This is a genomic window from Aquicella siphonis (genome assembly GCF_902459485.1).
Classification (GTDB): Bacteria; Pseudomonadota; Gammaproteobacteria; order DSM-16500; family DSM-16500; genus Aquicella; species Aquicella siphonis.
On sequence record NZ_LR699119.1, the window covers coordinates 1121962 to 1136314 of the forward strand.

Consider the following 14353-nt stretch of genomic DNA (forward strand, 5'->3'; position numbering starts at 1 on the left):
GGCGCCGGGATGAGGTTAACTGGCTTTATAAATATAAAAATTATTAATAAAACCTTAATCTTATATAATTTATTTATATTAAAATATCAGCATAAAAGATATGACTAAAAAGATATGACTATGATAATAACTGCTTAACATGAACCGGGGTACAGGCATGTTTAGACTTTTTTACGACCCGGCGGTCTGGAGTTCATTGGACATCAAGACGCTGGTAGATATTACGGACATTGCCAATCCATTATATCCGCAGGCTCTTCAGGCAGCCTTGGCAGGCGCGGAAAAAGTGCATCCTCTTGCGAACCGTTACAGTGCTAAAACGGAACAGGGGATTACCTGGCATATCTGTTTTCGTGCCATAAATGCAGCGGCTAACCCGCAAGACAATACCATCAGAGGTTTTGTTTACGTGCCCATGACTGGATTGGACGGTTATGTGCGTGTTTCACTGTCGCAGCAGGATTCCGACCAGGTTCTCGGCATCATCAATAATCATTATCGCATGAGTAATGGATTTCATTATTGATTGGCAGCCGGCGGCAGCTGTTGCCAGTCAGCGCGCTATTCCATTGCTAAAACGCGGCAGGACCCAGGTGGGCGATGACATCCCGCGCTACATAGACTCTGGGCTTGTGGGCTGGTGCTTTTCCGCTAAACATTTTTATCACGGCTACGGCTCCGTGTTGATTGGGGTAATAACCCGGTGTCGCTGTATTCATCATGGACATGGATTGATATTGTTCAGGATAATAGTAAGTTGTGTATAACTTAGGAGGATTGGTCAAACCGCTGGAATAGGTGGTGGGGCGCGTTTTGATATTCAGATTCATGGAAGAATTGGAGCTGGATATGATAATAAAGTAATCATATCCATTGGAAAGCGTCACTTGTGCGCAGCGATAGAGCAAATAAGTGTAAGCGGTGCTTCCGCTGGTGCTGCTGTTACCTCTGAATGTGACGACAACAGTGTTTTCGTCAATCCGCTGGTCTGTGTATCCACCGTACTCAAACCCGCCTACTTCTCCCGCCGGCCCATAGCCTGTCGCACATCCAGCCAATACGGCAGACAATAACAAAAGCCCATATAATCTGGAAGTTAACATCCTGATCACCTTATCCATTGATGATAAACATATTGTAACACCAAAGAAGGGTTTTATAGTTGACTTGCCATGCGGGTTAGCGATATTTATATGCAACCTATTAGTCATCTATGAGGAAAGTCCATGTCTGGCAGTCTTGACCAACGCGCATTGAAATCACATTCAGTTTCATCAGAACCTCTGGCAGAAACTATCGAACGTCACGCCGCCAGAATCAGACGGGAAGGTGACAAGCCCTATGTCAGTGTCGCGCGTCAGCTGGAATTGCTGGAACAGCTCAGCCAATTCGAATTCGGACAGTTTCTGCTCCAGAATCAGGGCATTAATGGATACTGGACACATTATATGCTTACACATCCGTGGCGCGGCCGGGTGACGGGAAAGAATCAATACGGCCAGCCGCTGCATGATCTGGAAAAATTTATCCTGGACCGCGCGCCCACCATGCTGGCTACGCAGCAGCGTTTCATGCACTTTTTGAGTGAAAATCAGAAAGCGGTCAAAAACCATGCCCGACTTGCATGCATCCCTTCCGGCAGCCTGGGCGAGCTTTTATACCTTGATTATGCCGGTATTAATCAGATTGAATTAATCGGCATCGACTATGATGCTGCCGCGCTCTCAGATGCGCATGCACTGGCGGAGAAACTGGGTCTGTCGCATTTTACGCAGCTGATGCAAGGTGATGCATGGCAATTGCATTTGCGGGATGAGTTCGATCTGATATCGAGTAATGGATTGAATATTTATGAAGAGGATGAAGTCAAAGTCACCGAGTTATATCGCCAGTTTTATACGGCGCTCAAACCCGGCGGCAAGCTGGTCACCAGCTTTCTGACATTTGCCCCGCAGTCAGGAGAGGATTGTGAATGGCGGCTGGAGCAGATTAATCAACAGGATTTATTGCTGCAAAAAATTATTTTTGTCGACATTCTTGAGGCTAAATGGCGCTGTTATCGTTCTTCGGCGCAAACCCGTACGCAGCTGGAAGCGGCAGGCTTTCGCGGCATTGAATTCATTTACGATGATGCGCATCTGTTTCCCACGGTTATCGCCCATAAATCCTGATCGATTCCTTCAAGAATGCAGAAAGTGATAGGGCCAGGAACGTCTATTGAACTGTGCCATGATTTTCAGGAGTTGTTATGCAGCTTGTTACCATAGAACAAATGAATCATGAGGTGTTGCGTCACCCTGCCAGAGAGATTGTTTTTCCGCTGAATGCAGATGTCATGCAGTTCATTCAGGAATTAAAACATTATTTTGATAATTTGAAGAGCCCGTTCGGGAAGCCTGCCGGACTTGCGGCAACCCAGGTTGGCAAGGCTCTGAGAATTATTATCATTCAGGTTCCGCCCGAAGCCAGGCAAATCCGCAAGGATGTTTATGACACACTGCCGCCAACGGTATTGATTAATCCATCTTATGCACCTGTGGATGAGAGCAAGAACAAGGATTGGGAGGGTTGTTATTCGGTGCCGGGTCTGATGGGAGAGGTGTACCGGTACACCGAGATAGAGTACCAGGCTTACCGGGAAGATGGAATGCTTATCACTGGAACCGCGCGCGGCTTTTTGGCCAGGCTGATTCAACATGAAGTGGGGCATTTGAATGGTGAGTTGTATGTCGATTTATTTCAGTCCGACTGTCGCCGCGGCAATTTTGATGACATGATGAAAATCAGATTGAGCGAAAGCAAACAAGGCTGACAGACTTTGATTGCTTTTCTGCACTCGACTTTTTCCAGTGCGAAATATCGGAATCTTCTTGTCAGCCGGCAATCCAATGTCCGGGGTTCACTTCTTTGTAGTTCAAACCGACTTCTGTTATTCCCTGGTTGTTCATGGCAAGTTTCAAGGCTTCCATCTGGCTGCCGTTTACCGGTGCGGCGAAGCGCCAGGTTTTACCCGCCAGAGAGGGACACAAGGTATTTCCTGATGACCAGTCTGCGGCTGAGTTTACGACTGTCCATGATCCTGAAGTCGTGTCTCTGCATGCAAAAGCGGGCAGGGGTTCTTCGCAAGCGATATTTTTAATGCCTGTGCCTGCTTCATATTTCGTGCACTGGCCTTGTCCTTCGTGAGGATAATCCGGTGCCCAGCTCCAAATAGCGGCGCGCAGACGGGGATCGTTGGCTGTTAACATATCCATGGTCGGCCAATTGATACCGCAGCGCATGAGTTCACGCATATCACTTGTTTCCAGTTTTTTTTGTGGCTCAAGCACGCTGGATAATCGGGTTCTGTCTTCAAAAAAGCGCCACAGACTCTTGTGATTGTAATCTGTTGCAAAGAGAGTTGATTTGCTGCAATCCGGGTAGGGGGAGAAATCACCTATTTTGCTTTCATACCAATCATATGGATGTGCGTGCGTTGTTCCGGCGCCTGCAAAAACCAGATCGTTCCAGATTTGTTTATAGGTTGTCTGTTCTTCATAACGCGGATTGTCGCCATCGCAGCCTCTTACCATGATGATGAGCTGCTTGCCTGTGCTCAAAATATCAGCCTTGGTCAGAGAGGAAGGCAGTGGAACGCAGGATTTGGCAGCGTTGTCTTTAGGCCTGACCGAGGCGGGTTTAAAGATGAAGTCGCCCAGGAATTGATCGAGTCGTGCGGCAAGCCGCGGCTCGTGTCCGTCAAGATGACGTTCTATGTAAAGTAATACAATTTCGTTAGGGTTATTTTTTAGCCAATCTCGCAGTTCGGCCAGACCTTCAGTGATATTTCTGTCAAACGCCCCGCAGCCAATATGATTCGCTTGCCCATGGCATAATAATATGTCTTTTGATAACCGCTTGGTGAGTGTCCAATGCGCGTCCAGCTCGATACTTCTGATTCCGGCTTCAAGCTGACCGTATATAGAGAGGGTATGATTGGGATCAACATAACGAACCAGCGGGATTTCATAAGCCCTGGAATTGTATGAATTATGGGTGCCGATAAAAGTCGCTTCATTCAGCGGCGCATGCAAGTCAATTTCGCGCTGCAACCGCAGGGCTTCGCTGGTCCAGGAGGGGCTGTTTGCCTGGCGGGTGTTATCTGGAACGGGTGCGGCCGTAACTGGCGCGGAATAAATCAGGCAAACTGCGAGAGATAAATAGACAGCGGGAGTCATTCTTGGCGGCATTCTAAAATCCTTGTAAAAAGCTGGATACCGTAGCGGCCATCATAACCCATTCGAGCAAGAATTTCTTCTTTATCCGTTTGATTGTTGTAAAAAAACACGAGAATCATCTTGATTGGAATTGAAAACTACAGTAAAAATGGCAGTTCTTGCTTAGCCAAGCCAGGCGAAAGTGGCGGAACTGGTAGACGCGCTGGATTTAGGTTCCAGTGGGGTAACCCGTGAGAGTTCGAGTCTCTCCTTTCGCAATGGGTTTTCTGAATTCTTTAAAAATTCTGGTTAGGAATAGAATTTATCAATATAATACGCCGGTAAAATGGGATACTCTTCCGCGGAGCAAGTCCCTTTAATTATTTTGGCAATAGAACGGTTTATTTTGATTCTTTGGGGTCATATCATGCAAGTATCAGTAGAAAAAGTAAGTAATGTCGAACGTCGCCTGACCATTGTCGTGCCTGCTGACAAAGTTGAAGAGGCTTATACAATACAAATCAATCGTTTTGCCAAAAATGCGAATATCAAGGGATTTCGTCCAGGCAAAGCTCCCATGTCCTATATTAGACAGCGTTTTGGAGATGATGCCCGTAAGGAAGCCTTGAGCGATGTCATACAAAGTGCGCTTTATGAAGCCATTACGGAAAAAAATCTCAAACCTATCAATACACCCAGGGTGGAACCCAAGGTCATGACACCAAACCAGCCCTTGGAATTTACCGCTTCTTTTGAAGTATTGCCTGAAATTGAAAACATCCGGTTTTCAATGGATGGCGTTGAAAAACTCAAGGTGGATGTAACACCCGAGGATGTAAGCCATGTGGTGGAACAATTAATCAAACAGTACACCAAGTGGAAAGCCGTGGATCGTGCCGCAGTCCTTAAAGACCGTCTTGTCATTGACTATTACGCGATTTTTGAAGGCAAGGAAGATACGGAAAACAAAATACAAAACTTCCCTCTGGAATTGGGCAGTCACGTCATGCTTCCCGGTTTTGAAGACGGGCTGGTAGGTGTGAAAGCAGGCGATGAGCGCAGATTGAATCTGAGTTTTCCCGCGGACTTTGGCGTTCCTGAACGCGCTGGAAAAGCGGTGGATTTTGTTGTCCAGGTTAAAAAAGTATTGGAAGCGGAAACACCGGCGCTGGACGAACAGTTTATCAAGAATCTGGGAATTAAGAGCGGCAAGGATGAAGACTTGCAGTCACAAATCAGGCAGTCACTGGAGCAGGAACGTGACCGGCTGGTTAAGGAAAAGCTTAAGGAGCAGATCTTTCGACAGTTGCTGGAGCAAAATCCACTAGATGTTCCCAGCTCGATGATTGCTCGTGAGGCCAAGAATATACATGATGAAATTTACCCTCAGCACCAGCACCATGATCATCATCAGCATTCCGATGATGAAATGACGGCATTCAATGATATTGCCAAAAAACGTGTTGCACTCGGCTTATTGATTGCTGAATATGCAAAGCAGAACAAACTGACAGCTGATAGTGAGCGCGTCAATATCCGCATCAGGGAAATTGCCTCTGCATATGAAAGTCCCCAGGAAGTTATTGACTGGTTATCATCAAATGAACGCCGTCCAGGTATAGAAGCACAGGTGATGGAAGACCAGGTGATGGAAAAACTCATGGATGGGGTGACAGTCACCGAAAAACCGATCAGTTATGCTGAGCTGAAAGGTATCCGTTCATAATTTGGGTCATACACTTAATCAAGTTAAGGATTGCATATGTCTGAGAATATGATGAATCGTTTTTCGCTTGCCTCTAATCTGGTTCCTATGGTGGTAGAGCAAACCGCGCGCGGTGAGCGTGCATTCGATATTTACTCAAGACTGCTTAAGGATCGCGTCATTTTCTTGGGCGGCCCGATTGATGATTATGTGGCTAACCTGATCGTCGCCCAGCTGCTGTTCCTGGAGTCAGAAAATCCGGACAAGGATATTTCTATTTATATCAATTCGCCTGGCGGGGTAGTTACCGCTGGCTTGGCAATTTACGACACCATGCAGTTTATCAAGCCGGACGTAAGTACCATGTGTGTAGGCCAGGCGGCCAGTATGGGAGCGCTGCTGCTCGCCGGAGGCGCACCTGGAAAAAGATATTGCCTTGCCAACGCTCGCGTCATGATTCATCAGCCGCTGGGCGGTGTTCAGGGGCAGGCATCGGATATCGCCATACATGCCGAGGAAACCCTGAAAATCCGTGCCCGATTAAATGAAATTCTGGCTAAGCATACCGGCCAACCTGTTGATATTATATCTAAAGATACAGATAGGGATCATTTTATGAGCGCAAATAGGGCTCAGGAATACGGCATCATAGATAAAATCCTCGATTACCGCACAAATAAGAAGTAATAATATAAATATGGGCAATCAGTTGATATTTCGAAATTCATCCCTATAGGGATATAACTGAAGAGGCTTTGTCTTATGAGTAATGACCAGCGTGGCAATAGTGGAAAAGATAAAGTATTCCACTGTTCATTTTGCGGCAAGAGTCAGCACGAAGTGCGGAAACTCATTGCAGGGCCATCGGTTTATGTGTGTGATGAATGTGTAGCACTTTGTAACGACATCATTAATGAAGAGAGCCGTGAAGACAAACAGGTAACACCTGCGGATGCCTTGCCAAGACTTCCGGCACCAACCGAAATCAGAAAAACCCTGGATGAATATGTCATCGGGCAGACTCAGGCTAAAAAAGTCCTTTCTGTCGCTGTTTACAATCATTACAAGCGCCTGCGTACTCACCACACTCCAGACGAAGTGGAATTGAACAAAAGCAATATCTTGCTGATCGGTCCCACAGGCAGCGGCAAAACCTTGATGGCGGAAACGCTGGCCCGGTTATTGAACGTGCCGTTTGTCATAGCGGATGCAACTACCCTGACTGAAGCAGGGTATGTGGGTGAAGACGTTGAAAGTATTATTCAAAAACTGCTTCAGCGCTGTGAATATGATGTTTCCAAGGCACAAATGGGTATTGTCTATATCGATGAAATCGACAAGATTTCCCGTAAGTCAGAAAACCCATCCATCACACGCGATGTGTCGGGTGAAGGGGTGCAGCAGGCTTTATTGAAACTCATTGAAGGAACGATTGCCTCTGTTCCTCCCCAGGGCGGCAGAAAGCATCCGCAGCAGGAATTCATCCAGGTGGATACGCGAAATATTCTGTTTATCTGCGGCGGTGCTTTCGCAGGGCTGGAAAAAGTGATACGTGACAGGTCTGAAAAGTCGGGTATCGGATTCTCTGCTGAAATCCACGGTAAAGAAGATGCCAAGACTATCGGTGATGTGCTGCGCGAAGTAGAGCCTTCAGACTTGATTAAATATGGCTTGATCCCGGAATTGATAGGCAGGTTGCCAGTTGTGGCGACGTTAGAAGAACTGGATAAGGATGCGCTGGTTAGCATTCTGACCGAACCTAAAAATGCTTTGATTAAACAATATCGTAAGTTATTTGAAATGGAAGGCGTGGCGCTAGAGTTTCGTGACGCCGCCCTGCAGGCAATCGCCGAGCGCTGTGTGGAAAAGAAAACCGGTGCCAGGGGGTTGCGCTCCATTCTTGAAAAAGCATTACTCGATATTATGTATGAACTTCCTTCCTTGACGCATGTCTCCAAAGTGATTATTGATGAGGCTGCAATACATGGTGAAACCAAACCCATCATCATCTATGAAAGCCCGGAACAACAATCAGCAGCAGAAAAGTGAATAACGGCTTATACTTTAGATATTAAAGAGCAACAGAATAACTTTTGCAGACGGAGCAGCCCATGGCATCCATTCCAACTGATGCAACTAACCTGAGTATACCTGTTTTACCCTTGCGGGATGTGGTTGTTTATCCCTATATGGTTGTGCCGCTTTTTGTCGGCAGAGAGCGTTCTATCAAGGCGCTTGAAGTGGCTATGGCAGCTGACAAGCAGATTCTACTGGTTTCACAAAAGAATGCCACAGAAGACCAGCCCAGTGAAAAAACCATTTATCAAGTAGGGACACTCGCAACGGTCTTGCAATTACTGAAACTGCCTGACGGCACGGTCAAGGTATTAGTAGAAGGCGTCAAACGTGGTTCCATCACCAAGTTTGTGGAAAATCAGGAATATTTTCTCGCCGATGTTGAACTGCTGGAAGATAAGAACATTAATGACCGCGAAGTCGAAATTTTTGTCCGGTCGCTGAAATCCCAGTTTGAGCAATATGTTAAATTGAACCGTAAAATTCCAGCTGAAATAATGGCATCTATATTGGCTATTGAAGATGGCGGAAGACTGGGTGACACAATCGCGGCGCATCTCAGCATCAAGCTGGATGAGAAACAGAAACTGCTTGAAATTGCCAGCCTGCCAAAGCGGCTGGAAAAGCTGATGGCGTTGCTGGAAAACGAAATCGACTTGCTGCAGGTGGAGAAAAAAATCCGTGGGCGCGTCAAGCGGCAAATGGAAAAAACCCAGCGCGAGTATTATCTGAATGAACAGATCAAGGCTATTCAAAAAGAATTGAATGAAATTGAAAATATACCCAACGAGTTCGAAGCGCTGGCCAAGAAAATTGAACAAGCAGGCATGTCGCCCGAGGCGCGGGAAAAATGCGAGGCAGAACTGAACAAGCTGAAAGCCATGCCCATGCAGTCCGCGGAAGCCACGGTTTCGCGCAATTACCTGGATGCGATGTTATCTCTTCCATGGAGCAAGCGTAGTTCTGCGCGTATTGATCTGTCAACCGCGGAAGAAATTCTTGAAGAAGAGCATTACGGTTTGAAAGAAGTCAAGGAACGTATCATTGAATATCTCGCGGTGCAAAAACGAGTTAAAAAGCTCAAAGGTCCGATTTTATGCCTGGTGGGGCCGCCCGGCGTGGGCAAAACTTCATTGGGTCAATCCATTGCCAATGCAACCGGACGTAAGTTTGTACGCATGTCATTGGGTGGTGTACGCGATGAGGCTGAAATTCGCGGCCACAGACGTACCTATATCGGCGCCATGCCGGGTAAAATCATCCAGAAACTTGCTAAGGTTGGTGTGAACAATCCTCTCTTTCTTTTGGATGAAGTAGACAAGATGTCTATGGATTTTCGCGGCGATCCTGCCTCTGCATTACTGGAGGTTCTGGATCCCGAACAAAATCACGCATTCAATGACCATTACCTGGAAGTGGATTATGATCTTTCCAGTATCATGTTCATGGCGACCGCAAATACTCTGGATATTCCACCCGCACTGCGAGACCGCATGGAAGTCATTCGCATACCGGGTTACACGGAAGATGAAAAAGTTAATATCGCAGTGCGTCACCTGATACCCAAGCAGATCGAAGCTGCCGGATTAAAGAAAGATGAAATCGAAATTCCGTCTGAAACTGTGCAAAACATTATTCGTTATTATACCCGTGAAGCGGGTGTGCGTAATCTGGAGCGCGAGATTTCCAAAATCTGCCGCAAGGTAGTAAAAGAAGTCTTGCTGAAAACCAAAGACAGAAACGCGCGCGTGGAGCCAGATGACCTTGATCACTACCTGGGCGTAAGAAGGTTCCGTTATGATATCGCAGAGCAGCAGGATCAAATCGGACAAGTCAAGGGGTTGGCGTGGACGGAAGTGGGTGGCGAATTGTTGAGTATAGAAGCCATCGTGCTGCCTGGAAAAGGCAAAACCATTTATACCGGCCAACTGGGCGAAGTCATGCAAGAATCCATACAGGCGGCGTTATCCGTAGTCAGAGCCCGCTCTGCGCTGCTGGGTGTTCCCAAAAACTTTTTTGATAAACATGATATTCATATTCACGTGCCTGAAGGCGCGACACCCAAGGATGGTCCCAGTGCAGGTATCAGCATGTGCACGGCGCTGGTATCAGTACTTACCAATCTGCCAGTGCGTGCCGATTATGCGATGACAGGCGAAATCACCTTAAGGGGAGAAGTCTTGCCTATAGGCGGCGTCAAGGAAAAATTACTTGCTGCTCATCGCAGCGGCATCAAGAATGTGATCATCCCGGTTGAGAACGTCAAGGACTTGAAGGAAATTCCTGACAATATCAAACAGGATTTATCGATCAAGCCGGTGCGCTGGATTGATGAAGTGCTGGGGCTGGCTATAAATGGATATCCCCAGCGGTTGCCGCGCAAGAATAAAAAACTTAAAGCGCCGTTAGTCGGGGTTGGAAAGAAAGAGAAAGTCCGCAAGAGTGATCGTATCAGTTCTCATTGATAACCATCAGCATTGTTTTGATGTGACGGGTGATTTCATTTGCAAGTCGAATGGAATCACCTGTCATCATGATTCGATATCACACTCACGGCTGTGAGGCTGCTTAAACCGGACAGCAAGTCTGTTCTGATGGCAAATAATATTTTTATTAAAATGACAAGTAAAAAATACACTAAAAATAACGTTAACTTGCTTGACATAAGTTTCATGCTATTGGTATAAATCACATCTCGTTGTGATTGTTCGGTACGCAAGGAATGTCTGTCGAGCATGTAGTGTGAACATTTAGCATTATTATTTTTAACTATGGATAGAGAGAAGAGCGTATGAATAGAGCAGAACTTATCGATCTGATTTCAGACAAGGCTGAATTAACCAAGACGTCTGCGTCACGTGCACTTGATGCACTTCTGGAAGGCGTGACCATATCACTGCAAAATGGCGATCCAGTCGTATTAGTTAATTTTGGTACGTTTACTGTCAAACAGCGTGCGGCTCGTGAAGGACGCAATCCTTCGACCGGTGAAAAAATCAAGATTAAAGCAGCAAAAGTAGTGGGATTCAAAGCTGGCAAGGCATTGAAAGAGGCGGTAAAGGCCTGAGATTATCCATTACTGCTGGGTGCTTAGCTCAGCTGGTAGAGCGGCGCCCTTACAAGGCGTAGGTCGGGGGTTCGATCCCCTCAGCACCCAAAATAATTGTAACAAGATGTTGTATTTTCGGTAAGAATGTTATAAAAAGCGTTTCCATGGAGTGGTAGTTCAGTTGGTTAGAATACCGGCCTGTCACGCCGGGGGTCGCGGGTTCGAGTCCCGTCCACTCCGAAAAATATTGCTCAATCATTTGCCTCTTCTATCAGGGTCTGCATATGGGTGTCTTGTTTCGCAGGCAATGGGCGGGGCGGACGGTTAGGCCATGTGCCCGTTTGATATATGTCATCAGCTCAAACACTCAGCCTGACGGATAGCATTGAACGGAAAAAGGGATTCGATCTGCAAAAATGCGTGTCTGGGTGGCACAGACTGCGCTTTTTTGTAATTAGAGAGAGAGCGGAAAGCAATGCTTCAAACCATTCGTGAGCATACACAAGGTTGGATAGCAGGTACAATTATCACCATTATCATCCTCTCGTTTGCGCTGTGGGGGATACACAGTTATTTCGTTGGCGGGGCGGGCAATGTCAATGTCGCTGAAGTCAACGGAGTGGAAATCACTAAGGAACAGCTGGCCGTTTCCTATGAGCGATTACGCCGCCAGGTACAACATCAGTTTGGCAGCGGCGGCTCCATTACATCCCAGGATGAGGCCGCACTCAAGCAGCGGGCAATGCAGGCTTTGATCGATATAGAAGTCCTCAAGCAAGCATCAACCGATCAGGGCTTCCGCGTGTCTGACCGTCAAATCGATAATTACCTGCAAAGTATGCCGGAATTTCAAGTCAACGGACAGTTTTCACTGGAACGTTTCCAGGAAATCCTGTCATCCACATTACTCTCTACAAGTGAATTTCTTGAATTGATCAGGACTAGTCTTCTGGTGGACCAGCCCAAACTGGGATTTGTCTTTACCTCATTTGCCTTGCCGGATGAAAGCGCTGAAACCATATCGCTGGTTAACCAGGAGCGTGACATCGATTACATCACCATTCCTATTCAATATTTTCTCTCGCAGCCCATTGTCATATCACCCAAGAGCATTCAGTCTTATTATGATCAAAACAAGTCGGATTTCATGACGCCTGAACAGGTAAATGTTGAATATATTCAATTGTCATTAAAAGAAATATCGGCAAAATTTAATCCTACCGAAGTCATGCTTAAAAGTTTTTACAATGAAAATATCAATTCTTATACCCAGCCTACACAATGGAAAATTTCCAGTCTTGAATTTCCAGTTGCTGCAAATGCTTCTGCCGATGAGGCAAAGCTGGCTGCAAAGAATGCGGCCGCGGCATATGAGGCACTGAAATCAGGCGGGGATCTTGCCAACTCCGCTAGTCAATATTCGGCTAATCTGGCTAATGAAGGTTGGATGACATTGTCGCAGGTTCCCGCTGAACAACAAAAAGCAGTCTCGGGATTAACCAAGGCGGGCGAGGTATCCGAACCATTCAAAACCAGCAAGGGCTGGGTTGTAGTCAAGGCTGTTGAAATCCAGGAACCCAAAATGCTCTCATTTGCTGCAGTGAAGGATAAAGTCAAAGAGGCGTATATCCATCAACATGCGGAAGAAAAGTTTGCTGAACTGCGCGATCAGCTGGCTGATTTGACTTATGAGCATCCCGAATCATTGCAGCTCGCGGCCAAGACCATGAATCTTCCTATACATACCAGTGAATTATTCACTAAAGACAAGCAAGGCAAGGATATCTCCCAATACAAAAAAGTTCGCGATACCGCATTTAGCAATGATGTTTTGAACCTGCAAAACAACAGTGATGTAATTCAGTTGAATCCTGAAACACTGGTTGTGATCAGGGTCAAATCACATGTGGCTTCTTCATTGTTGCCGTTGTCTGAAATATCCAAACAAATTGAAGAGAAATTGAAGTCACAGGAAGCGGAGGCCCGTGCGGCAAAATTTGCTGAAGATTTGCAGGCCAAGCTGCAATCAGGTTCCGATCCAGAGCAAATTGCGAAAACCTATAAGTTGAAGTGGGTCAAGGCTGGATTTATCGGCCGCTATTCCAATAAGGTTGATTCAGCTATTCTTGATCTTGCATTCAGGCTGCCAAATCCCGCAGACCAACAAAACAAGGTGTCTTATGGCGCTGCCCGTCTGCCTAACGGTTATGGACTTGTTGCTTTGAAATCAGTAAAATCGGGTTCCGTGGCTGATAAAAAACAGCTTTCTGTTTATACGGAACAAATCCAGAATAGCGAAGGGCTGCTTGAATATGAACTTTATAAACGCAGTCAGATGGATCATGCTAAAATTAATGTCAACTTGCCTGCGGCCTAATAAATATTAATAATTCAATGCAAAAAAGAATCAAACCAACGCTTCTGGTTCATGGCGGTTGCGGGGCAATTCGTAAAGCTGATTTGTCCCCTCGCAAGGAAAAGCAGTTTCACACCGGATTAAGCCGGGCTTTAAAGCGCGGCTATGAAGTCATCATGTCTAACGGCACCAGCGTCGAAGCGGTTCGTGAAGCAATCATTTGTCTGGAAGACATGTCTTTATTTAATGCGGGATACGGTTCAGTCCTGACTGAGAAAGGTACGATAGAATGCGATGCCGCGATTATGGATGGCTCGTCGCTGCAAGCGGGAGCGGCAGCGGGATTGTCACGCATACAAAACCCCATATGCCTGGCCGAAAAAATCCTGATGGAATCAGAACATGTCTTGCTGATAGGACCACAGGCGGAACAATTTGCCAGAACATCAGGAATGAAGCTGATACCGCAAAACGCACTAATTACACCCAGGCAATTCCAGCGTTGGAAAAAGCTTAAAACCAAACCGCATTCCGAACGCGATGAATATGAAAAACATGGTACAGTGGGCGCCGTTGCCTTGGATCAATTTGGCAATCTGGCCGCGGGTACATCGACGGGAGGTATCATGCACAAGAAGCCAGGCAGAGTAGGTGATTCTCCCATTATTGGAGCGGGTACTTACGCGGATAATGAAACCTGTGCCCTATCTGTAACCGGGGTGGGCGAATACTTCATTCGCATGTCACTGGCGTACGATGTTTGTGCGCAAATGAAATACAAACATTATACCCTGAAACGTGCCTCGACTGCCGCAATCAAGCGTCTTACGAAATGGGGAGGCACGGGAGGAATCATTAGCCTGGATAGACAAGGCCATGCTGCCATGATTTTCAATACAGAGGGAATGTACCGTGGCATGATACAAGGTAAGGAAGCGCATACCTATATTTACTAGGCAACGGCCGCGTAT

Annotated in this window: 12 protein-coding genes and 3 tRNA genes; 13 read left to right on the forward strand and 2 right to left on the reverse strand. The window is 46.5% G+C overall.

Going from position 1 to position 14353, the window contains the following annotated elements; genetic code table 11:
* Window positions 1–157 precede the first annotated feature (157 nt).
* Complete coding sequence (locus AQULUS_RS05265) at window positions 158–526, forward strand: hypothetical protein (RefSeq protein WP_148339046.1); 369 nt, start codon at window positions 158–160, stop codon at window positions 524–526.
* A 46-nt stretch (window positions 527–572) separates the two neighbouring features.
* Here AQULUS_RS05265 and AQULUS_RS05270 read toward each other — a convergent pair whose 3' ends face one another.
* On the reverse strand, window positions 573–1103 hold the full coding sequence (locus tag AQULUS_RS05270) for a CC0125/CC1285 family lipoprotein (RefSeq protein ID WP_148339047.1): 531 nt from the start codon (window positions 1101–1103) through the stop codon (window positions 573–575).
* A 123-nt stretch (window positions 1104–1226) separates the two neighbouring features.
* Between AQULUS_RS05270 and AQULUS_RS05275 the strand changes: the two genes are divergently transcribed.
* Together AQULUS_RS05275 and AQULUS_RS05280 are read left to right on the forward strand one after the other, a co-directional pair.
* Entirely contained in the window at window positions 1227–2171 is a 945-nt protein-coding gene (locus AQULUS_RS05275; RefSeq protein WP_148339048.1) for a methyltransferase domain-containing protein, read from the forward strand.
* A gap of 77 nt (window positions 2172–2248) precedes the next feature.
* A complete protein-coding gene (locus AQULUS_RS05280; protein ID WP_148339049.1) occupies window positions 2249–2812 on the forward strand; it encodes a peptide deformylase in 564 nt (187 codons plus the stop codon).
* Window positions 2813–2873: 61 nt separating this feature from the next.
* On the opposite strand, the gene AQULUS_RS05285 is transcribed toward AQULUS_RS05280, so the two are convergent.
* Window positions 2874–4229, reverse strand: a complete 1356-nt coding sequence (locus tag AQULUS_RS05285; protein ID WP_148339050.1) for a PI-PLC domain-containing protein — start codon at window positions 4227–4229, stop codon at window positions 2874–2876.
* Window positions 4230–4392: 163 nt separating this feature from the next.
* Between AQULUS_RS05285 and AQULUS_RS05290 the strand changes: the two genes are divergently transcribed.
* From AQULUS_RS05290 to AQULUS_RS05335, 10 genes are all read left to right on the forward strand, one after another.
* Window positions 4393–4474, forward strand: a tRNA-Leu gene (locus AQULUS_RS05290).
* Between the two features lie 149 nt (window positions 4475–4623).
* Entirely contained in the window at window positions 4624–5922 is a 1299-nt protein-coding gene (tig, locus tag AQULUS_RS05295; protein ID WP_172622748.1) for a trigger factor, read from the forward strand.
* A 36-nt stretch (window positions 5923–5958) separates the two neighbouring features.
* Window positions 5959–6588 carry an ATP-dependent Clp endopeptidase proteolytic subunit ClpP gene (gene clpP / locus AQULUS_RS05300; protein WP_148339052.1) on the forward strand — a complete coding sequence of 210 codons (630 nt, stop codon included), beginning with the start codon at window positions 5959–5961 and terminating at the stop codon, window positions 6586–6588.
* Between the two features lie 75 nt (window positions 6589–6663).
* Window positions 6664–7950, forward strand: coding sequence for an ATP-dependent Clp protease ATP-binding subunit ClpX (clpX, locus tag AQULUS_RS05305; RefSeq protein ID WP_148339053.1), 1287 nt, complete (start codon window positions 6664–6666; stop codon window positions 7948–7950).
* 62 nt (window positions 7951–8012) lie between these two features.
* Entirely contained in the window at window positions 8013–10442 is a 2430-nt protein-coding gene (gene lon / locus AQULUS_RS05310; protein WP_148339054.1) for an endopeptidase La, read from the forward strand.
* Window positions 10443–10768: 326 nt separating this feature from the next.
* Complete coding sequence (locus AQULUS_RS05315; protein WP_148339055.1) at window positions 10769–11044, forward strand: HU family DNA-binding protein; 276 nt, start codon at window positions 10769–10771, stop codon at window positions 11042–11044.
* A gap of 17 nt (window positions 11045–11061) precedes the next feature.
* Window positions 11062–11134: transfer RNA gene (locus tag AQULUS_RS05320), tRNA-Val, on the forward strand.
* Between the two features lie 58 nt (window positions 11135–11192).
* Window positions 11193–11266, forward strand: a tRNA-Asp gene (locus AQULUS_RS05325).
* Window positions 11267–11501: 235 nt separating this feature from the next.
* The gene (locus AQULUS_RS05330) at window positions 11502–13403 is read left to right on the forward strand and encodes a SurA N-terminal domain-containing protein (protein WP_148339056.1); all 1902 of its coding nucleotides are present in this window, start codon (window positions 11502–11504) and stop codon (window positions 13401–13403) included.
* Between the two features lie 17 nt (window positions 13404–13420).
* Window positions 13421–14338, forward strand: coding sequence for an isoaspartyl peptidase/L-asparaginase family protein (locus tag AQULUS_RS05335; protein WP_148339057.1), 918 nt, complete (start codon window positions 13421–13423; stop codon window positions 14336–14338).
* Window positions 14339–14353: the final 15 nt, after the last annotated feature.